This window comes from Microbispora amethystogenes, assembly GCF_016863015.1.
In the GTDB taxonomy this organism is placed as follows: Bacteria; Actinomycetota; Actinomycetes; order Streptosporangiales; family Streptosporangiaceae; genus Microbispora; species Microbispora amethystogenes.
Genome location: NZ_BOOB01000037.1, coordinates 59576 through 80268 on the forward strand (window position 1 = coordinate 59576; position 20693 = coordinate 80268).

19 protein-coding genes are annotated in these 20693 nt (G+C 72.2%); 10 read left to right on the forward strand and 9 right to left on the reverse strand.

Annotation, left to right across the window (positions count from 1 at the left end; all coding sequences use genetic code 11):
- Positions 1 to 7 precede the first annotated feature (7 nt).
- The 6 genes from Mam01_RS23365 (at position 8) to Mam01_RS23390 (ending at position 5784) form a co-directional block, all read left to right on the forward strand.
- The gene (locus Mam01_RS23365) at positions 8 to 1351 is read left to right on the forward strand and encodes a glycosyltransferase family 4 protein (RefSeq protein ID WP_239101540.1); all 1344 of its coding nucleotides are present in this window, start codon (positions 8 to 10) and stop codon (positions 1349 to 1351) included.
- Positions 1352 to 1587: 236 nt separating this feature from the next.
- Positions 1588 to 2586: an ABC transporter ATP-binding protein gene (locus tag Mam01_RS23370; protein ID WP_239101541.1), complete on the forward strand. Its 999-nt coding sequence runs from the start codon at positions 1588 to 1590 to the stop codon at positions 2584 to 2586.
- Positions 2586 to 3311, forward strand: coding sequence for an ABC transporter permease (locus Mam01_RS23375; protein WP_204287356.1), 726 nt, complete (start codon positions 2586 to 2588; stop codon positions 3309 to 3311). Before Mam01_RS23370 ends, Mam01_RS23375 begins: the two co-directional genes overlap by 1 nt.
- A 23-nt stretch (positions 3312 to 3334) precedes the next feature.
- A complete protein-coding gene (locus tag Mam01_RS23380) occupies positions 3335 to 4510 on the forward strand; it encodes a sensor histidine kinase (protein ID WP_204287357.1) in 1176 nt (391 codons plus the stop codon).
- Entirely contained in the window at positions 4507 to 5112 is a 606-nt protein-coding gene (locus Mam01_RS23385; RefSeq protein ID WP_150934218.1) for a response regulator transcription factor, read from the forward strand. Before Mam01_RS23380 ends, Mam01_RS23385 begins: the two co-directional genes overlap by 4 nt.
- 30 nt (positions 5113 to 5142) lie before the next feature.
- Positions 5143 to 5784: a CGNR zinc finger domain-containing protein gene (locus Mam01_RS23390; RefSeq protein ID WP_239101542.1), complete on the forward strand. Its 642-nt coding sequence runs from the start codon at positions 5143 to 5145 to the stop codon at positions 5782 to 5784.
- 11 nt (positions 5785 to 5795) lie between these two features.
- Here the strand turns inward: Mam01_RS23390 and Mam01_RS23395 are convergent, their stop codons facing one another.
- Entirely contained in the window at positions 5796 to 6611 is an 816-nt protein-coding gene (locus tag Mam01_RS23395) for a GDSL-type esterase/lipase family protein (RefSeq protein WP_204287358.1), read from the reverse strand.
- A 165-nt stretch (positions 6612 to 6776) separates the two neighbouring features.
- On the opposite strand from Mam01_RS23395, the gene Mam01_RS23400 reads away from it, so the two are divergent.
- Positions 6777 to 8006 (forward strand): isochorismate synthase, encoded by a 1230-nt coding sequence (locus tag Mam01_RS23400; RefSeq protein ID WP_239101552.1) that lies wholly within the window; start codon positions 6777 to 6779, stop codon positions 8004 to 8006.
- 34 nt (positions 8007 to 8040) lie between these two features.
- On the opposite strand, the gene Mam01_RS23405 is transcribed toward Mam01_RS23400, so the two are convergent.
- From Mam01_RS23405 to menB, 8 genes are all read right to left on the reverse strand, one after another.
- Positions 8041 to 8688 carry an IMPACT family protein gene (locus tag Mam01_RS23405; RefSeq protein ID WP_204287359.1) on the reverse strand — a complete coding sequence of 216 codons (648 nt, stop codon included), beginning with the start codon at positions 8686 to 8688 and terminating at the stop codon, positions 8041 to 8043.
- A 115-nt stretch (positions 8689 to 8803) separates the two neighbouring features.
- A complete protein-coding gene (locus Mam01_RS23410) occupies positions 8804 to 9004 on the reverse strand; it encodes a hypothetical protein (RefSeq protein WP_204287360.1) in 201 nt (66 codons plus the stop codon).
- Complete coding sequence (locus tag Mam01_RS23415) at positions 9001 to 11034, reverse strand: HNH endonuclease signature motif containing protein (protein WP_204287361.1); 2034 nt, start codon at positions 11032 to 11034, stop codon at positions 9001 to 9003. The genes Mam01_RS23410 and Mam01_RS23415 overlap by 4 nt, the downstream gene beginning before the upstream one ends.
- Positions 11035 to 11928: 894 nt before the next feature.
- On the reverse strand, positions 11929 to 12261 hold the full coding sequence (locus Mam01_RS23420) for a YnfA family protein (RefSeq protein WP_204287362.1): 333 nt from the start codon (positions 12259 to 12261) through the stop codon (positions 11929 to 11931).
- A gap of 122 nt (positions 12262 to 12383) precedes the next feature.
- On the reverse strand, positions 12384 to 13550 hold the full coding sequence (locus tag Mam01_RS23425; RefSeq protein WP_204287363.1) for an SGNH/GDSL hydrolase family protein: 1167 nt from the start codon (positions 13548 to 13550) through the stop codon (positions 12384 to 12386).
- Between the two features lie 439 nt (positions 13551 to 13989).
- The gene (locus tag Mam01_RS23430) at positions 13990 to 14631 is read right to left on the reverse strand and encodes a DedA family protein (RefSeq protein ID WP_150934226.1); all 642 of its coding nucleotides are present in this window, start codon (positions 14629 to 14631) and stop codon (positions 13990 to 13992) included.
- Positions 14632 to 14759: 128 nt separating this feature from the next.
- Positions 14760 to 16409: a 2-succinyl-5-enolpyruvyl-6-hydroxy-3-cyclohexene-1-carboxylic-acid synthase gene (menD, locus tag Mam01_RS23435; protein WP_204287364.1), complete on the reverse strand. Its 1650-nt coding sequence runs from the start codon at positions 16407 to 16409 to the stop codon at positions 14760 to 14762.
- Between the two features lie 115 nt (positions 16410 to 16524).
- Complete coding sequence (menB, locus tag Mam01_RS23440; protein ID WP_150934228.1) at positions 16525 to 17355, reverse strand: 1,4-dihydroxy-2-naphthoyl-CoA synthase; 831 nt, start codon at positions 17353 to 17355, stop codon at positions 16525 to 16527.
- Between the two features lie 111 nt (positions 17356 to 17466).
- Between menB and Mam01_RS23445 the strand changes: the two genes are divergently transcribed.
- The 3 genes from Mam01_RS23445 to Mam01_RS23455 all read left to right on the forward strand — a co-directional run bounded on the left by Mam01_RS23445 (position 17467) and on the right by Mam01_RS23455 (position 20637).
- Positions 17467 to 18651: an AMP-binding protein gene (locus Mam01_RS23445; RefSeq protein ID WP_204287365.1), complete on the forward strand. Its 1185-nt coding sequence runs from the start codon at positions 17467 to 17469 to the stop codon at positions 18649 to 18651.
- A 72-nt stretch (positions 18652 to 18723) separates the two neighbouring features.
- Positions 18724 to 19044 carry a hypothetical protein gene (locus tag Mam01_RS23450; protein ID WP_204287366.1) on the forward strand — a complete coding sequence of 107 codons (321 nt, stop codon included), beginning with the start codon at positions 18724 to 18726 and terminating at the stop codon, positions 19042 to 19044.
- A gap of 180 nt (positions 19045 to 19224) precedes the next feature.
- Entirely contained in the window at positions 19225 to 20637 is a 1413-nt protein-coding gene (locus Mam01_RS23455; RefSeq protein ID WP_204287367.1) for an RNA polymerase sigma factor, read from the forward strand.
- Positions 20638 to 20693 lie beyond the last annotated feature (56 nt).

Here is a 20693-nt window from a genome sequence, read left to right on the forward strand (position 1 = left end):
CAGGGTGGTGGTCAGGGCTCTGGAGGCCCGTGACCGGCGTCGTGCGAGGTCGGCGCCGCCGCCCGACGGTCGCGAGATCCGCATCCTGCTGCTGCACGCCAACGGCATGGGCGGCACGGTCCGGACGGTCTTCAACCTGGCCGGGCACCTGGCCCGCACGCATGACGTCGAGATCGTCAGCGTCGTGCGGGAGCGTGAGGAGCCCTCCTTCCCCGTCCCGCCCGGGGTGCGCGTCCGCTATCTCGACGACCGCCTGCCGCGCCGTAAGGGCCTGCTGTCCCGCTTCCCCAGCAGGCTCGTGCCGAAGGACGAGGCGGCCTACCACTGGTTCACCCTGCGCACCGACCTCAAACTGGTCCGCTACATCCGGTCCCGCCGTCGCGGCATCGTCATCGGCACCCGGCCGGGCCTGAACCTGATCGCCGCGCGCTTCGCGCCCCCGGAGATCATCACCGTCGCCCAGGAGCACGGGAACCTGTCCTCGCACCAGCCGCTGGTGCGCAGCCAGATCGTCCGCCGGTACGGCAGGCACGACGCGGTGGTCACTCTGACGCAGGCCGATCTGCGTACCTACGAGCGGTCCTTCGACAAGGCCCGCAGGGAGCGCCCGGCCGTGCTGGCCCAGGTGCCCAACGCGACGCCCCGCCTCGGGGGCGGCGTCTCGCCGCTCACCGCCAAGACCGTGGTCACCGTGGGCCGCCTGACCTGGGGTAAGGGCTACGACCTGCTCATTCGCGCGTGGGCGCACGTCGCCGAGAGGCACCCGGACTGGACGCTGCGGATCTACGGCGGCGGTCCCCGGATGGAGAAGCTCCAGGCGGCGATCGACAAGCGCGGCCTGACGGAGCGGGTGTTCCTCGAAGGCCCGGCCGACGACGTCGGCGCGGTCCTCGCGGACGCCTCGATGTTCGTGCTGAGCTCCCGCCACGAGGGCATGCCGATGGTCATCCTGGAGGCGATGAGCAAGGGTGTGCCGGTCGTCAGCTACGACTGCCCCACCGGCCCGAAGGAGATGATCAGCCACGGCCGCGACGGGCTGCTGGTGAAGCCGCAGAAGATCCACGCGATGGCCGACGCCATCAGCACCCTCATCGAGGACGAGGACCTGCGCCGCGAGATGGGCGCCAACGCCCTGACCACCGCCGCCCGCTACGACCTCGACGTCATCGGCGCCCGGTGGGAGAACCTGCTCTCCGGTCTCGTCGAACGCAGGCGTGCCCTCGGGGGGCCATCCCAGGATCCGTCCGAGGAGCTGTCCGAGGAGCTGTCCGAGGAGCTGTCTGACGATCCGTCCGACGAGGCGGAGCCGGATCTCCCGGCGTCGTCGGTCATGTCACGGCCGGGCCCGTAACCGTGGCCGCAACGGCGCCGAGGATATCTGGCTGGCCATGACATGACCGGGTTCCCGGGCGAAGCCGCCGGCGAGTGAGGCGGGACCGAACAGGTCGAGCTGCGGCTGTGCCGGTTGGCGGTTTTGGCATTCGAGCCGCGCCCTTTACAACGTAGATTTCCGTAGGACTTTTGTCCTGCCCGAGGCCGGATCGATCGCTCTGTTCGCGGGGGCGCCGTGCTTCTACCGTTTTCGACGTGGACACCGACATCCCCGACCCCACTGGCTCCCCCGCAGTGTCCCTGACCACTACGACGAAGAGCTTCGGCCCCGTACGGGCCGTCGACGGGCTCACGCTCACCGTGCCCCGCGGCCAGACCCTGGCTCTCCTCGGCCCCAACGGCGCCGGCAAGTCGACGGCCATCGCGCTCCTGCTCGGGCTGATACCTCCCGACTCCGGGCAGGCCGCGCTGTTCGGCCTGGCCCCCGAGCGGGCCGTACGGCGGGGGCGTGTTGGCGCGATGACGCAGGAGGGCGGCCTGGTCCAGCGGGTCACGGTCCGCGAACTGCTGTCCTTCGTGTCCGGCACCTACCCCGCTCCCCTCCCCCTCGACGAGGTGGTCGCGCTCGCGCGGATCGGCGACCTGCTCGGCCGCCGGGTCGACCGGCTGTCCGGCGGCCAGGCCCAGCGCGTGCGGTTCGCGATGGCGGTGTGCGGCGATCCGGACCTCGTCGTCCTCGACGAGCCCACCGCCGCCCTCGACGTGGAGGCCCGGCGGGAGTTCTGGACCGGCCTGCGCGGGCTCGCCGACCAGGGCAAGACCATCCTGTTCTCCACGCACTATCTGGAGGAGGCCGACGAGCAGGCCGACCGGATCGTGGTGCTCGGCCACGGCCGCGTGATCGCCGACGGCACCAGCGCGGAGATCAAGCGCGCGGCGGCGCTGACCACGGTCCGCGTGACCGTCGACGGCGACGCCTCCTGGCTCGCCACCCTGCCCGGCGTGCGCCACATGGAGATCCGGGCCGGCCGGGCCCACCTGCGCAGCGGCGACTCCGACGCCACCGTCATGGCCCTCGCCCGCGCGGGAGCCGTACGCGACCTGGAGGTCGTCCCGGCCGACCTGGAGGACGCCTTCGTCGCCCTGACGAGCACAGTTCCAGCCACAGTTCCAGCCACAGTTCCAGCCACAGTTCCAGCCACAGTTCCAGCCACAGCCCCGACTACCGCCCCGACCGGCAAGGAGAACGCGTGATGTGGGGATATGTCCGGCTCGAACTGACCAGGACCCTCCGCGACGGCGGCTATGTCATATTCGCTGTTGTGATGCCGGTCGTCATGTACGTCATCTTCACCAACCTCGGCCTGGCCCCCGGCGACCGGCACGACGCCGCGATCTACGTGATGGTCAGCATGGCGGCGTACGGCGCGCTCGGCGGCGCGTTCAACAACGGCAGCGGCATCGCCGAGGACCGCGCGACCGGATGGCTGCGTCAGTTACGGCTCACGCCGCTGACCCCCGTGCAGGTCGTCACGGGGAAGGTGCTGACCGGGGTCGTCGGCGTCGTGCCGAGCATCGCGGCCGTGCTGCTGGCCGGCGTGCTGGTCAACCACGTCACGCTCCCGCCGCAGCGGTGGCTGGCGATCATCGTGCTGCTGTGGGCCGGGACCGTGCCGTTCTCCCTGCTCGGCCTCGGTAACGGCTACCGCCTGTCCGGCCAGACGGCGGCGGTGGCCAACGTCGCGACCATGCTGACCCTGTCCATCGTCGGCGGCCTGTGGATACCGGCGGAGACGTTCCCCTCCTGGCTGCGCGCGATCGCCGACTGGACGCCGTCGAACAGCTACGCGGGCCTGTCCTGGCGGGTCGCGTTCGGCGACGCCCCCACCCTCCGGCAGGCCGCGATCCTTGTGGCGTGGCTGCTCGTCTTCGCCGCCTACGCGATGTACGGCTACCGCCGCGCCGGGCGCCGGGCCTGACCCCCTGTACCCTGGCGATCTCCATGACAACCGAACGCCCCATGACGACCGAACGCGACATCTGGCTCGACCCGCTGCGGGAGGGCGAGCGCGGCCCCGACGCCAAGGGGCTGTTCATCTGGGTGCTCCTGACGGCGGGACCCGTGTGGGACATCGCGCACGGCCGGTCTCACCCGCTCTGGCTGGCGTGGCCGGCGGCGGTGGCCGCGGCCGGGCTGTACCTCCTCACCGCCCACCACGCCTTCGCCGACCGGCGGCGGGCCCTGCCGTCGCTGGGGCTGCTGGCGGCCGTCGTCCTCGCGGCGACCGCCGGGTTCGGCGACAACTGGCTGTACCTGGTCGTCATGCTCGCCACCGCCACCGGGATCGCCGTGCAGGGCCGGGTCCTGCCGCTGCTGCTGCTCGCGGAGTGCGCCGCCGCCCTGCTGCTGGCCGTACGCGGCGGAGCCGGCCTCACCGACGCGGCCCCGCTGGTCTGGGGCACGTTCACCGCCGGCCTCATCCCGGCGATAATCATCAGGCTCTGGGCGGCCATCCACGAGCTCAAGGCCACCCGGGAGGAGCTGGCCCGGACCGCCGTGACCGAGGAGCGGCTGCGTTTCTCCCGCGACCTGCACGACCTGCTCGGCCACACCCTCTCAGTGATGGTCGTCAAGGCCGAAGCCGTACGCCGGCTGACGCGGGTCGACGCGGAGGCGGCCACCGCGCAGGCCGCCGACATCGAGCGGATCGGGCGGGAGGCGCTGGCGGAGGTGCGGGCGGCCGTCACCGGCTACCGCGGCAGGGGCCTTTCGGCCGAGCTCGACGCCGCCCGGGCCGTCCTCGCCGACGCCGGCATCGGCGCCGTGGTCCGCACCTGCCCGGTGCGGGCGGCTCCGGAGATCGACGCACTGCTCGGCTGGGCCGTACGCGAGGGCGTCACCAACGTCGTACGGCACAGCGGCGCGGCGGCCTGCGACATCGACCTGGCCGAGGGCGGCGGCCGTCTGCTGCTGGAGATCCGCGACGACGGCCCGGCGCGGGAGAAGACCCCTGGGCACGGCAACGAGCACGGCAACGGGCTGACGGGGCTGCGCGAGCGGGTGCGGGCCGTGGGCGGCAGCCTGGAGATCGCCGCGCCGCCGGGCGGAGGCTTCCTGCTCCGGGTGGCGGTGCCGTACGACAAGCTCGTGCCGTACGACAAGGAGGAGCAGGCGTGATCAGGGTGCTGCTGGCCGAGGACCAGGGCATGATGCGCGGCGCGCTGGCCCTGCTCCTCGGCCTGGAGGACGACATCGAGGTCGTCGCCCAGGTGGGCCGCGGCGACGAGGTGGTGGACGCCGCCCTCCGCGCCCGGCCCGACGTCGCCCTGCTCGACATCGAGATGCCGGGCCGCGGCGGCCTGGAGACCGCCGCCGACCTGCGCGAACGCCTGCCCGGCTGCGCCGTGCTCATCCTCACCACCTTCGGGCGGCCCGGATACCTGCGCCGGGCGATGGAAGCCGGGGCGCGGGGGTTCCTGGTCAAGGACGGGCCGGTCGAGGAACTCGCCGACGCCGTCCGCCGGGTCCTGCGGGGCGATCTGGTCATCGACCCCGCCCTCGCGGCCGCCGCGCTCAGCACCGGCCCGAGCCCGCTGACCGACCGCGAGCGCGACGTCCTCGCCGCGGCGGCGGACGGCTCGACCATCGCCGACATCGCCGCGCGGCTCCACCTGTCGGAGAGCACCGTACGCAACTATCTCTCGTCGTCGATCGGCAAGACCGGCACCAGGAACCGGATCGAGGCGGCCCGCCTGGCCCGCCACAACGGCTGGCTGTAGCCCGTAGCGGTAACCAGTGATAATGGTTACGTGAGCCTGACGCTACACGCCCGTGACGGGACCACCTTCCGGTTCGATCCGGGCGCGCTCTGCCTGGAGTTCCTCATGAGCGGAGGCGTGGGGGTCTACGCCTGCTACGAGTCGCTTCACGAGCCGGCCGACCTCGCCCGCTGGACCGCTTTGTCCCGGCTCGGCCTGGACCAGGTGGACACGACCATGGACGACCTGGCCCGGGCGAAGGCCCTGCGCACCGCCCTGTGGGGGCTCGCCGCCGACCGGGCGCACGGCCGTACGCCACGGCAGGCCGACGTCGACGCGGTGAACGAGGCGGCCGCGGCGGCCCCGCTGGTGCCCGTCATGACCGTGCCCGTCATGACCGTGCCCGTCATGACCGGGGACGCCATGACCGGGGACGCCATGACCATGGACGGGCGGAAATCCTGGGCTCCCGCGGCCACCGGCCGTCAGGTGGTGGCGACCGTCGCGCGGGACGCGATCGACCTGTTCACCGGGCCCTTCGCCGCGCGGGTGCGCGAGTGCGCCGCGGACGGCTGCCCCCTCGTCTTCGTCGACACCTCCCGCCCCGGCAGCCGGCGCTGGTGCTCGATGGAGCGGTGCGGCAACCGGCACAAGGTGCGCGCGCACCGCTCCCGCGACGTCCCAGCGGGGTGATGACATGACTGTCAGGCGTCGGTGTCGCGGAAGAAGCCGGCATCGTAGGTGACCTTCGCGAGGGCCCGCTGCCCGTCGGCGTTGGGATGGAAGTAGTCCCAGCCGCTGACCTGCTTGAGTGTGAACGGGTAGGAGAAGACCGCTCCCCCGTCGTAGCGGCAGGCCGGACCGTACAGGGCACACACCTCCCTGAGCTGCTCGTTGTAGTCCATCACCCGCTCGCGCACCCGGTCGCGCCTGGCCACGTCCTTCTTCGCCGTCGACCGGGGATTGGCCAGCATCGCCTGGCAGATGTGGCCGACCGCCCAGAAGGTCCGCGCCCACCCGTTGCCCTTGCCGATGCGCCACAGGCGCTCGATGTCGGGGATGCTGGCCACGAAGACCCGCGCGCCGGTCGGCCGGAGCACGGCGAAGGCCTCTTCGATGTGCTGCCGGAACACCGGCACCGGCGTCATCTCCTTCTCCGAGCCGACGCAGGCGTCCTGCGCGCCGATGAGGACGGTGACGTAGTCGGCCTTCTCCCGCACGGCCTGCCGGGCCTGCCCGGCGAGGGCGGCGCTGGTCGAGCCGGGGACCGCGAAGTTGAGGTTGTGCCCCTTGATGGCGTGTTCCGAGGCGAGCAGGCGAAGGTAGTGGCTGTCCACCTTGGGGTTGTCGCCCGACGACCAGGAGCGTGACCTGCAGGCGACGTACCAGCCGCAGGCGTTGAACCCCGCGCTGATCGAGTCGCCGAGCGCGGCCATCACGGTGGGCGACGTGCCTGCGTGGGCGGCGGCAGGCACGAGCAGGACGGACGCGGCCAGGACAGGCGCGATCTTCTTGAGCATGTACACCTCCGGAAGATCAACGGTAGGGATTTCTTGGAGGTGCGCTCTATCGCTTTCAGGGAAGGCGGGCCTTCCGTGACCGATTTCCTATCGCGGCTTGACAGAGTGGGCTCAAGCGGCATGCGGGGGCCTCTTGTCGAACATGTTCAGATCGTGCGTAGAGTGATTCGGGTGAGTGTCGCCCTTATCCAGCCCCTGGTGGTTCGCACGGTCGCGGTGAGCGACCCCGACGATCTCCTGGCGCGCCTGCCCGGCGCCGCGCCGTACGCGTGGATCAGGAACGGCGAGGGACTCGTGGGCTGGGGGGAGGCGGCGCGTGCGATGGTGCCTCCCGGCCCCGGACGGTTCGACTGGGCCCGCGGCTGGCTCTCCTCGCTGTTCACCGGCGCGCTCATCCGGGACGAGGTCGGCATGCCGGGCTCGGGCCCGGTGGCCTTCGGCTCCTTCACGTTCGACGCCGACGCCCCGGGGACCGTCCTGGTCGTCCCCCGCGTGGTGCTCGCCCGGCGGGACGGCCGCGCCTGGCTCACCACGATCGGCGACAACGCGTTCGACCTGGCCCGCCCTCCGGTGGAGCCCGGCCGCATCCGGTACGGCGACGGCACGCTGACGGCGCCCCAGTGGGAGCACCGGGTCGCGCGAGCGGTACGCCGCATCAGGGACGGCGGCCTCGACAAGGTGGTGCTCGCCCGTGACCTGACGGCCGTCGCCGACCGGGAGATCGACATCCGCGTGCTGCTCGGGCGGCTCGCCCAAAGCTACCCCGAGTGCTACACGTTCTCCGTGGACGGCCTGGTCGGCGCGACCCCCGAACTGCTGGTCCGGCACACCGGCCAGGCGGTGGAGTCACTGGTCCTGGCCGGCACCACGCCGCGCGGGTCGGGCCCGGCCGACGACGCCGCCCGCGCCGCCGCCCTGTACGCGTCGAAGAAGGACCGGCACGAGCACGCCTGCGCGGTCGCCTCGGTCCGTGAGGCCCTGGCCCCCCTGTGCTCGGCGTTGCACGTGCCCGAGGAGCCGGAACTGCTCGTGCTGCCCAACGTGCAGCACCTGGCGAGCCGGGTCACCGGGCGGCTGTCCGACGGCGCGTCGGTGCTCGACGTGGTCGCCGCCATGCACCCCACGGCCGCCGTCGGCGGGACGCCCACCGGCACCGCCCTCGGTCTGATCCGCGAACTGGAGGGCATGGACCGCGGGGGCTACTCCGGCCCGGTCGGCTGGATCGACGCCCACGGCGACGGCGAGTGGGGCATCGCCCTGCGCTGCGCGTACATCTCCGGCAGGCACGCGCGGCTGTTCGCCGGCTGCGGCATCATGGCCGGATCCGACCCGGCCACCGAACTCGCCGAGGCGCAGGCCAAGCTCCGCGTCATGCAGTACGCCCTGGAGGGGTGAGAGCCGCAGGGCCTCAGTTCGGCTCAGTGCGGCCTCAGCGGGCCAGGTGGACGGTCTCTCCGAGGGCCGTCTCGGCCCGCCCGGCGGTGACCGCCGCGACCCACTCCCCGAAGGCGGACAGCCGGTCCTCGGCGACCGCCACCTCGAAGGCCACCCGCGCGCCGTGGCCGTCCCCGTCGTCGACGCTGTAGTCGACACCGCGCACCGCGTACGGCGAGGAGCGCAGATCGCTCTCCAGCCGCCCGGCCTGGGCGTGACCGACCGACACGGTCACAACCGCCGCGGGGACCATCTCGACGACCTCCGCCCTGTCAAGAGTCTCCCCCACGGCCCCGCCGTACGCGCGGGCGAGACCGCCGGCGCCCAGCAGCACCCCGCCGAAGTAGCGGGTGACGACCGCCACCACATCCGCGAATCCGCGCCGGGTGAGCATCTCCAGCATCGGCGTACCCGCCGTGCCGCCCGGCTCACCGTCGTCGTCCGCCCGGCGTACCCCTCCGCCGCCGATCACGTACGCCGTGCAGTTGTGGCTGGCGTCGGCGTACAGCCTCCTACGCCCCGCGACGAACTCGCGTGCCGCCTCCTCCGTGGCCACCGGAGCCAAGGCGCAGATGAAGCGCGAGCGGCGGATCTCGGTTTCATGCTCGACGACGTTTCCGATCGTCCGGTACGGCGCTGTCACGATGTCAGTCTATTGAGCACCCTCCTTTACGAAGTAAGGCAATACCGTTTCACGCTTCCACGACCACGAGGGAGTGGATGTAGGTCCACCCCGGCGGCAACAGGGCATCCCTCCATCAGCAGACCGGGCCCACCGCCACCCAGGTCAGCACCCAGGTCAGCACCCAGATCGGCACCCAGATCGGCACCGGCAGGCCCGTCTGCCGCTTCACGGTTCGCTGTAGCCGGAGGTGTTCGCGGCACTCCCCTCCCACCGCGCCGACCATCGGCCCAAATCGGCTGGCCTCCCGCAGTCCCTGGCCCTTCTGATGGCTCATCCGCGTCTCCGGGTGGTGCGGGGGTTGCGGTAGATGAAGGCCCAGCGGTCGTCGCCGATGTTGCGGCGGGTGTAGCGGGTGGGGTGGCGGTAGCGGTCACGGTTGTGGAACTGGCACGCCGGTCCCAGCAGCTTCAAGTCGGTCAGTCCGCCGCTGCACCAGTCGTCGGCGTGGTCGATCTGGCACATCGTCGCGGGCAGGGGGCAGCCGTCCACCCAGCAGGTGGCGTACCGGGCGAAGATCGCCCGGCGCTGGGCGGGCGTGGCCAGGCGGACCTTACGGCCCATGTCCAGCACCTGCCCTGCGGCGTTCATGACGATCCTCACCAGAGTGCTGGTGCGAGCCAGCCGGTGCACGCTGGAGACGGGCAGCAGATGCCCGGTCGCCAGGATCAGCCCCGGCAACCCCCGCAACCACACCCCCGGCGGACCATTCACCCCCACCCCCGGCGAACTGTTCCCCGGCGGCGCATCCGCTCCAACCCCCGCCCAGGCCCCACCACCAAGCCAGGGCTCACCCCCCGGCCAGGCGTCGTCGCCGTATTCCGCACCCGGCGGCGCATCGGCTCCCACACCCGCCCAGGCGTCACCTCCCGACCAGGCATCGTCTCCCGGCCAGGCACCACCGCCACATTCCGTGCCCGGCGGCGAATCGGCTCCCACACCCGCCCAGGCGTCACCTCCCGGCCAGGCACCACCGCCCGCCCAGGGGTTGTCGCCGCCGTGTTCCGCACCCGGCGGAGCCTCGTGCTCCGGTGGAGGATCAGGGGCATGCGCCTGCTGCCGGGGTGCCTGCTGCGACCGCCCCGCTCGGTGTCTGTGGTGCCCTCGCTCGATCCACTTTGCTTGAGTGCCGGGGTCGGCGTCGGCGTCGGCGTCGGCGTCGCCGGAGTCGCCGGCGTGGCCCTGCTGGATGTCATCGCCGTCGCGCAGGTCGCCGCGCTCGTGGCTCTCGGTCGGGTCGACGTGCGGCCAGGCGGCAGCCGGACCGTTCGTGGGTGAGCTACCGGCGGCTGCGCGGCCGGTGGCGGGCTCCTGTCCGTCAGCGCCCGCACCTGCGGCGGCAGAGGAGGCGCCAGGGAAGGCGGCAGGGGACGCGTCGTCTCCTGCAAAAGGCGCAACGGCCGAGCCACCGTCCTCGCCGGCAGAGCGATCACCGCCCGCCGGGGGCACTGTGACTGTGTGCTCGGGGCTGACGGTCGATGGCCGGGTGCCAGGCTCCGCACCCGTTGACTCTTCGCCGACGAACTCCTCAGCGGTGGGCTCTCTGTCGTCCGAGGGCGTGCCGCTCGGGGGGTCGTCGGGGAGGGACTCGGCGTTGACCAGCACCAGAAGCTCGGTCGCGATCTTGTTCTCGAGGAACGCGATCAACGCATCGGCGTTCCGCACACTCAGCGTGCGGTCATCCCCCTCCGCCTTCGGCTTCGCGTAGACAGCCAGCAGCTGCTGCAACCGCGCGGCGGCCTCCACCGGCAGGTAGAACTCCCCCTCCACACCGCCGCTCCTGCGCCGACGAACCCGGAAGAACCGGCGGTCGAAGTCCGCCTGCTCATCCTTCTCATGCCCGTCGGGGTCCAGCACCGCCCGCAGATACCGCCCCGCCTTGGCCACCTCCGCCGCACCCGCCGACCCCGCCAACTCCAGCAAGATCCCCTCAGCCGTCTTCGCCTGGTCGTCAGTCAACCCGGAAGTGGCCGTGCAGATCACCTCCACGATCCCCTCAGGCAAGCTGCCCTCCGCGAACAGGCGGCGCACCTCGTGCAGGCGGACCAGCTCCACGCTCATCGTCAGCAACCGGCCCGCTCCCGCAGGGGTCATCCCCCCGGCGCTACGCAACCACAACTTGGTGGAGGCATGCCCATGGCTCTTCGCCTCCCCGGCCCGATGCACCCGGCCCACCCGGGCGGCCAACGCGCTGGTGATCCGGTCGCGGGCCGACAACAACTCCTCGGCCTCCGCAAGGCACACCTCCGCCGCCTCGGGAACTGGAACGAGCGCCACCGCCCGTGCCGCCTCGACAACCGCTGCCACCGCCACCCACGACGACGATCCCGCGCCGGAAGCACCACCGAAGGCATCAGCAGAGGCAGCCCCAGAAGGAGCACCTGCGGCATCACCGGGAACATCGCTGGAAGCACCCTTGGGAGCACTACCAGGAGCACGCCGAGCGCAGCCGGGAGTGCCACCAGGGGCGCTCTGGGCCGCGCTTCTCCGGGGTCCGGCGTCGCGGTGCTCGGCGGCGGCATCGTCGGCGTCGGCCGCATCCTGAGCGTCGGCCGCATCCTGAGCGTCGGCCGCATCCTGAGCGTGGGCGGCACCGTGGGCGTGGGCGGCACCATGGGCGCCATCGGCTGGGTTCGCCGGGAACTCGTCGGCAGCTCTCGCGGTCGAAGTACCGCTATTCGCGGCAATGGGGTTTGCACTCGCGCCGGCCTGGAGGCGAGCGCCGGCCTGGAGGCGAGCGCCGGCCTGGGAGCGATCGTGATCAACAGGGTGATCCGGCACGCCGGCAGGTGTCGCGGTGGAAGTGCCGCCACTCGCGGCTATTGGGTTCGCGCTCGCGCCGTCCTGGAAGCGAGCGTGGTCCGGCACGCCAGCAGGCTGAGGACAGAAGGATTCGGCAGGGCTGGGATTCGGGGCAAGCGAGCCATCCGAGGACCAGAGGGGCGGGCCGTCGATGATTCTGGCCCACCAGGGATCAGCCGGAGGACGAGGCGATGGCACGTCGAACGCCGGAGACTCCATCTGCCCCTCCTCCCACAGCACCTACACTTCGAACACTTGACCTAATCCTTTCATCGCCACCTACATAGCGCAAGGCAGCCAAGTGATTACCTGGCGTCACAGGAAGTAAAGGGGCGGGCGCCTTCGAGGGAGGCTTCGTTTCCGGCATCACGGCCGCGAGGCTGAAGGAGAGACGCTCGCTCAGCCGCGCGGGGCGTACATGATGACCGCCACTCCGACCAGGCAGATGGCCGCACCGGCGAGGTCCCACCGGTCGGGGCGGAAGCCGTCCATCACCACGCCCCACAGGAGCGAGCCGGCGACGAACACCCCGCCGTACGCGGCGAGGATGCGGCCGAAGTGCGCGTCCGGCTGGAACGTGGCGGCGAACCCGTAGGCGGCCAGCGCGAGGATCCCGGCGGCGATCCAGGCGGCCCCCCGATGCTCCCGCCAGCCCTGCCACACCAGCCACGCTCCGCCGATCTCGAATACGGCCGCGAGGACGAACAACACCAGAGAACGGACGATCGTCATGACCGGTAGTGCAGCACATCTGCGGCACACCCGACGCCGCGCCCCTGTCGAGGACCCGGAAGGGCGCCGCCAAGCCGGGTGGCGGGCGGCGGACGCCTCCGCCACCCGGCTTGGCGGGAGTGTCACCAGCGCAGCGGGAGGGTGGCGATGAAGTCGCCGAGCCGCTGCGAGATGATCTTGTGGTCGTGGGCCGAGGGGTGCCAGTCGCAGCCGCCGTAGTCGAGGTCCGTGTTGTCGTAGTACCAGTAGCGGACCCGGTCGTCGCCCCTCTTGTTGCGGTCCTGGACGATCTGCCGCGCCGCGTCGGCGAACGCCGTCGTGTTGGACATGTACGTGGCGCTGACCACGATCACCGCCTTCTTACCGTACCGGGACCGGAGCTTGTCGATGAAGCCGTGGTAGGCGCTCTTGTACGCGGCGACCAGGGTCTCCGGCGTCCACGGCTCGCCCGGGTTGATGGCGGTGGAGAAGTCGTTGATGCCGAGGCCGATCACGATCAGCTGCGGGTGCCAGGTGCCCGGGTTCTTCCAGACGTCGCCCGGCACGCCGATCAGGGCCCGGTCGTAGTAGGTGCGGTAGTCGGTGCCCGGCTCGATCCCGTTGTAGTTGCGCACCACGCCGCGCCCGGAGAAGGCGTTGATCTGGTAGTCGGCGCCGAGCCCGCGCGCGGTGAGGGCGCCGAAGCTGACGTCGGCGTTGGTGGTTCGGTCGATCTGGCCCGGGGCCGGGCAGTCGCGGGTGTCGGACATGTTGCCGTAGCCCGCCGTGTAGGAGTCGCCGATGAACTCGATCTGACGACGACGGTCGGCGGGTTTGGGCAGGATCGCGCCGCCGGGGGCGGCGACGAACCCGCCGAACTCGCCCACCGCCCACTGACCCTCGCTGCGCTTGACGAGCCGTACACCGTGCGCGCCGTTGCGGAGGTTCTTGACCCAATAGGTGGTGCGGCCGGGGGTGACCAGGGTGGCGACGGTGGCACCGTCGATCTGGACGTCGTAGTCGTTGGCGGCGTCGTTGAGCACGATCCCCACGCCGGTGCCGCGGAAGCGGCCCTCGAAGTAGACGCCCGGCCAGCTGTACCGCACGGAGCGTCCGGCGGCCTCGACCCGGCCGGCGGTGTGCGCCGTCGCCAGAGCGGCCGGAACGGCCTCCCCCGGACGCCCCGCCAGAGCCGGATCGGCCGCGGGCGGCGAGGTCGCCGCGGATGTGGCCGCATGGGCCGCCGCGGGCAGCAAGGTCGCGGTCACCGCCAGCGCGGCCAGTGCCGCGTGTACCTGAGTGCGTCGCACGGTCTTCCCTTCTCCCTGCCGGCGCGAAGGCGCCCGGGCCCGTCCGTCGGGGCCCCCGGGCGCCGGGGGGCCGGCGCTGAACGTTTCACGGACGCGGGTACGACGGCGGCGAAGGCGGCGCACGCGGCCTGGTCGCACGCGGAGGTGCCGGGGCGCGGGTGACCACGGATGACCTGGGGGGCAAGGCTCACCCTCTGCCTCGGAGCGGACGGCAGGCGGCGGGACCCGGAGACGCTCCGGGGCCGGCGCCGGGTGCAGAGTGTCCGCTCCCCCGCCGGAAGGTCAAGACCGCGGAAGGGCCCAGACTTCCGGGAAGGTCGAGAACGCGGAACGGCCGGGCCCGGTGAAAGAGCCAGGGCCGGTGAAAGAGCCAGGGCCGGTGAAAGAGCCAGGGCCGGTGAAAGAGCCAGGGCTGATGGAAGAGCCGGGGCGGCTGCCCTCAGGCGGCGGTGGCGGTCTCCGGGACGGGCTCCTCCTCGCGCGCCGCCTTGGCGGCCCTGCGCTTCAGCCACATCGTGCTGCCCAGCCCGAACAGCAGGGCGATCACCAGCCCCACCCAGGAGAAGCCCTTCAGCCACTTGTCGGCCACGACGCCGAGGTAGTAGACGGCGGCCGTGGTGCCGCCCGCCCACGCGATGCCGCCGAGGACGTTGGCGACGAGGAAGCGCCAGTAGGGCATGTGCAGGGCGCCGGCCAGGGGCCCCGCGAGGATGCGCAGCAGCGCGACGAACCGGCCGAAGAACACGGCCCACATGCCGTGGCGGTTGAAGACCTGCTCGGCCTTGGCGATGTGCGCCGGGCCGAAGTGCTTGGGGAAGCGCCGGCCCAGCCGGTCGAACAGCGGCCGCCCGCCCTTACGGCCGATCAGGTAACCGATCGAGTCGCCCACGATGGCCCCGCCACTCGCGCACAACCCGAGGACCATTGGGTCGACGACCCCTCGGGACGACAGCAGCGCGGCGCTGACCAGGACGATCTCGCCGGGCAGCGGAATGCCCAGGCTCTCCAGCCCGATGATGGCGCCCACGAGCACATAGACCCAGACGGACGGGATGGTCTGCAGCCACTCGTCGACGTGCATGTCACTCCTCAGTGCGGAAAGCTTCCCCCATTCTGCCGCCGCCCTGCCGATGCGGCATCCGCCGTGAGGACCAGAAGAGACCGTGCCGTGTGCGACCGGAGGATGATCAGGGGGCGATCGAGGGGTGATCAGTCGCGCATCGCCGCGCGTACGGCCTCGCGCATCGCGACGTGGACGGCGGCGTTGCGCGCCCGGTCCGTCCGCGCCTCCACCAGGCGCAGGCCGTCCCCCTTGAGGGCCTTGGAGAGCTCCTCCGTCTCCTGCACCACCGTGTACGGCAGGCCGCTCGCGGCGGCCAGGTAGCCGAGGTCCACGCCGTGCGGCGTGCCGAAGACCCGTTCGAACGGATCCTCCAGCGCGGCCTGCGGCAGCAGCGAGAAGATCCCGCCGCCGTCGTTGTTCACCACCACCAGGCACAGGTCGGGCCGGGGCTCGCGCGGGCCGAGGATCAGGCCGTTCTGGTCGTGCAGCAGTGTGAGGTCGCCGATCAGCGCGTACGACGGGCCGTTGTGGGCCAGTGCGGCCCCGACGGCGGTGGAGACGAGGCCGTCGATGCCCGAGGCACCCCGGTTGGCCATCAGACGGAGTCCCCTGCGGGGCCGCATGGCCTGGTCGAGGTCCCTGATCGGCATGGACGACCCGCAGAACAGCAGCGACCCGTTGGGCAGCACCTCGGCGAGGTCCCTGGCCAGCCGCGGCTCGGTCAGCCCGGAGGAGTCGAGCACCGCGTCGATCGCCTCGCGGGCCACGTGGTCGGCGTGCCGCCAGGCGCGCAGCCAGGCGTCGCCGCCCGCGGCGATCGGGATCTCCACGGCCTGCGCGACCTGGGTGGCCGACCGGGTCGGGTCGGGCCACCGGGTGAGGTCGGGGGCCACCACGATGTGCTCCTCGGCCCGGCGCAGCCACGACAGCAGCGGGCGCGACAGGCCCGGGCGGCCGAGGGTGACCACCACGTCCGGCCGGTGGGCGTCGGCGAACTCCTGGTCGCCCAGCAGGAAGTGATAGGCCGAGACGGCGTGGTCGCCGTACCGGCCGCCGCCGTTGGGCTCCGACAGCACCGGCCAGCCCGCCATGCCCGCGGCGGCGACGTAGCGGCGCACGTTGGCGGCGCCGTCGCCGACCACCAGCACGCCGCGCCGGGTCGGCGGGATGTGCAGGGCCGCCGACGGCGGCGCGACCCGCGCCCGGAACCACGAGCCGGAGGCGTCCCCGTCGAGCGACTCGCACCACGACGCGTCGCCGTCGGGGATCAGCGGTTCGCGGAAGGCCACGTTGAGGTGGACCGGCCCGGGATCCGGCGGCCCGGAGGCCCGCTGGCAGGCCCGGCAGACCAGCGACCGCCAGTAGGCGACCTGGCCGGGGCGGTCCTCGGGCACGCCGACCTCGGCGAACCAGCGCACGGCCGATCCGTACAGCTTGATCTGGTCGATCGTCTGGTTCGCGCCGGTACCGCGCAGTTCGGGCGGGCGGTCGGCGGTCAGCACGAGCAGCGGCACGCCCGACTCGGACGCCTCGATCACAGCGGGATGGAAGTTCGCCGCCGCCGTCCCCGAGGTGCAGACCAGCGCCACCGGCCGCTCGGACCGCTTGGCCAGGCCGAGCGCGACGAAGGAGGCCGAGCGCTCGTCGACGCGCACGTGCAGGCGCACCCGCGAGTCGGCGTGCGCGGCGAGCGCCAGCGGCGCGGACCGGGAGCCGGGGGCGAGCACCACGTCGGTGACCCCGCAGCGCACCAGTTCGTCGATCAGTACGGTCGCGAGCGCGGTCGCCGGGTTCACCGCCGCGCCTCCCGAACGCCCCGGTAGGCCCGGTTTGTGTCCAACCGCCCGTCTCCTCCCGTTCCCGAAGCCGTCAGCGTACGGCACACCGGGGCAAACCCCGTCACACCACGCCCTATGGGCGGCGGGGGAACTTCCCGAAGTCGGGCCTGCGCTTCTCCTTGAACGCGTCGCGGCCCTCCTGGGCCTCCTCGCTCATGTAGTAGAGGAGCGTGGCGTCGCCGGCGAACTGCTGCATGCCGGCCGCGCCGTCGGTCACCGCGTTGAGCGCGCCCTTCAGCATGCGCAGGGCGAGGGGAGACTTCTCCAGCAGCTCGCGGGCCCACTGGACGGTCTCCTCCTCCAGCCGCTCCAGGGGCACGACGGCGTTGACCAGGCCCCACTGGAGGGCGGTCTCGGCGTCGTACTGACGGCACAGGTACCAGATCTCGCGGGCCCGCTTCAGGCCCACGGTCTCGGCCAGCAGCCAGGAGCCGTACCCGCCGTCGAACGAGCCGACCTTCGGGCCGGTCTGGCCGAACCTCGCGTTGTCGGCGGCGATCGTCAGGTCGCAGCACACGTGCAGGACGTGGCCGCCGCCGATGGCGTAGCCCGCCACCATCGCGATGACCGGCTTGGGACAGCGCCGGATCTGCACCTGCAGGTCCAGGACGTTGAGCCGGCCGACGCCGTGGGTCTTGTCGTCCACGTAGCCGTCGTCGCCGCGGATCTTCTGGTCGCCGCCCGAGCAGAACGCCCTGTCGCCCGCGCCGGTGAAGATGATCACGCCGACCTCGGTGTCCTCCTGCGCCCGGTTGAAGGCGTCCCGGAGCTCGAACAGAGTCGTCGGGCGGAAGGCGTTGTGCCGCTCGGGGCGGTTGATCGTGATCTTCGCCATCCCCTCCGCGGTCTCGTAGAAGATGTCCTCGTACTCGCCCGACCGCTTCCAGTCGACCCCGCTCGTCACGCTCACTCCTTCACCGTCAGAGTTCACCAGTCGCCGGCACGCCGTCACCAGTACGCCGTCACCGGCCGGGCGGTCGCCTCCCGCCACCGCGCCGGGACTAACCTTACGACCGTGCTCAGCCGTCCAGGACACCGCCCGCGAACGCACCCGGGAGAGCGGCCGGTCCACGCCCTGGTCCTGCCGGCCGGTCCCGCCCTGTACGACGCGGTGCGGCGGGCCCTGACGGGCGACGGACCGGCCGTGCTGCCGCTCTCCCCCGACCTGCCGCGGCCCGCGCTGGAGGCCGCGCTCGCCGCGCTGCGCCCCACACACGTGGTGACCCCCGACGGCGTACGGCGTGAGCCGGGCGGCGTTCCGTCCGGCGCGGCGCTGATCATCGCGACGTCCGGCTCGACGGGCGCGCCCAAGGGCGTCGAGCTGACGGCGGAGGCGCTGCTCGCGTCGGCCCGCGCCTCGCTGGCCCGCCTCGGGGCCGGGGAGGGCGACCGCTGGCTGTGCTGCCTGCCGCCCTCGCACATCTCCGGGGCGCAGGTGCTCGTCCGGTCGCTGCTGTGCGGCGCCGAGCCGATCGTCCACCCGCGCTTCTCCCCCGCCGCGGTCGCCGCGAGCGGCGCGGACCACGTCTCCCTCGTCCCCACGCAGCTGCGGCGGATGCTCGACTCCGGGGCCGGCGTCGCGGCCTTCCGCACGATCCTGCTCGGCGGGGCCGCCGCCCCCGCCGGACTGCTGGCCGAGGCGCGCGCCGCCGGCGCCCGGATCGTCACGACGTACGGCATGAGCGAGACGAGCGGCGGATGCGTGTACGACGGCGTGCCGCTCGACGGCGTGGACGTCGCGATCGGCGGCGACGGGCGGGTGCGGATCGCGGGCCCGGTGCTGCTGTCCGGTTACCGCCTCCGCGACGAGCCGCATCTCGACGACGGCTGGTTCGTCACCTCAGACCTCGGATCCGTCGAGGACGGGCGGCTCACGGTGCTGGGCCGGGCCGACGACGTGATCAACACGGGCGGCCGGAAGGTCGTGGCCGGCGCGGTCGCCGAGGTCCTCTCCGGGCATCCGGCCGTACGGGACGTGGTCGTGGTGGGCAGGTCCGACCCGGAGTGGGGCGAGATCGTGGTGGCGGTCGTCGCCGGGAAGACCGGGGCGAAGGTCGGGCTGGACGACCTGCGGGCCTTCGCCAAGGAGCGGCTGCCCGCCTACGCGGCGCCGCGCGCGGTCGAGCTGGTGCCCCGGATTCCGCTCCTGCCGAACGGCAAACCGGATATGGTCGCACTCAGGAACCGGAACCGCGGATGACCTTCCTGCGTCATAGAAGCAGGGACGTCTACTGAGAGCGCTCGACCGGGAGCAGGGGAAGGGGGACGCCGCATGCGACCGATCCGGCTCACGCCGGCCCACAAGATGATGGCCTCCGCCGTGCTCGTGAGCCTCGTCATCCTGGGCGGTGCCTCGGTCACCGCCGCCGCGTTCGCCGCCCGGCTGGACAAGGTCGTGCAGAACGCCCCCGCCGTCAAGCTCGGCCCCGCCCCCACCGAGGATCCCGGCACCGGGGACTCCTCCGTGGTGTCCAAGGACCTCACCGACGACCCCGAGCAGGTCGGCGGCTACTGGACGCCGGAGCGTCTGGAGGACGCGAGCCCGATGCCGGTGCCCGAGCTCAGCATCGACATCGTCACGCCCAACGACTGAGGAAACGGCTCAAACGGCCCGCACGGCCGAACCGGAAGATCTGCCCTGCCGAGTCTGGGAACAAACCGGGCACGAGAGCGTTATTGATACTGGTGCGCTGAGCCGCCGGACGCCGCGCCCCGATCACAAGCATTTGAAACCCCGAATCGATCATGAACTCCGCAAGGAGGAGGTGTCTTCATGCCCCGGACCGCCGTGGCGAACTCGCACGAGCGCGAGGTGACCCCGACGACGCTCGACCGGCTCCTGGAGCGCGGCCGTACGCAGGGTCGCCTTTCCCTGTCGGAGCTGCGCGAGGCCTTCGCAGAGGCCGGCGTCAGCCCCGTCGAGGGTCGCTCCATCCTCCGCGAGCTCACCGAGGCGGGCGTGAACCTGGCCGCCGAGAACGAGCCGGGCCTCACCGCCGGCGCGCGGACGCCCGCGCAGAAGTCGACGCAGAAGTCCACGCAGACCTCCGGAGAGGCGCCCGCCAGGAAGTCGCGCCGGGCCGCCCAGGCCGCGGCCCAGGCCGCCGGGGACGCGCCCGCCCGCGGCGGCGCCGCGAAGAGGCGGACGACCAAGGCGAACGCCGACGCCACCGCCGAGGAGCCGTACGACGAGGACGTCGCCGGCGCCGAGGCGGAGGCCGAGGCGGCGGACAACGAGCCGCTCGACCTCGACGACACCTCCTCGGTCATGGGCGACTCGGTGCACACCTACCTGAAGTCGATCGGCCGCCGCACGCTGCTCACCGCCGCCCAGGAGGTGGAGCTGGCCAAGCGCATCGAGGCCGGGTTGTACGCCGAGTACAAGCTGGAGACGGCCCTGGAGAGCGGCGGCCACCTGCCCGCGCACGTCCGCGAGGACCTGGAGTGGGCCATCGAGGACGGCCGCAGGGCCAAGGACCACATGCTGGAGGCCAACCTCCGGCTGGTCGTCTCGGTGGCCAAGAAGTACACCGACCGGGGCATGGCCCTGCTCGACGTGGTGCAGGAGGGCAACCTCGGCCTGATCCGGGCGGTCGAGAAGTTCGACTACACCAAGGGCTACAAGTTCTCCACGTACGCCATGTGGTGGATCCGGCAGGCCATCCAGCGCGGCTTCGCCGACTCGGCCCGCACCATCCGGCTGCCCGTCCACGTGCTGGAGATGCTGTCGAAGCTGTCCCGCGTGGAGCGTGACATGCACCAGCGGCTGGGCCGGGAGCCCACCCCGGAGGAGCTCGCCGCCGAGCTGGACAAGACGCCCGACCAGATCGAGGAGCTGCTGCGCACCAGCCGGCAGCCGATCAGCCTCGACTCGACCATCGGCGAGGACGGCGAGACCCGCATCGGCGACCTCATCGAGGATGTCGACTCGCCCGAGGCGTCCGAGGTCGTCGACCGGCAGCTGCTGGCCGAGCAGCTCAAGGGCGTGCTCGGCAACCTGTCGCCGCGCGAGGCCAAGATCATGAGCCTGCGGTTCGGCCTGGCCGACGGCAAGCCCCACACGCTGGACGAGATCGGCAAGCACCTGGGCCTGACCCGGGAGCGGATCCGCCAGCTGGAGAAGGAGTCGCTCTCCAAGCTGCGCCACCCGAGCAACACCCGGCCCCTGCTCGACTGGGCCAGCTGAGATCCGGCCCGGCCGAGATACAGCCTGAACGACGTACGGCCCGCGCCCCTCGGGGG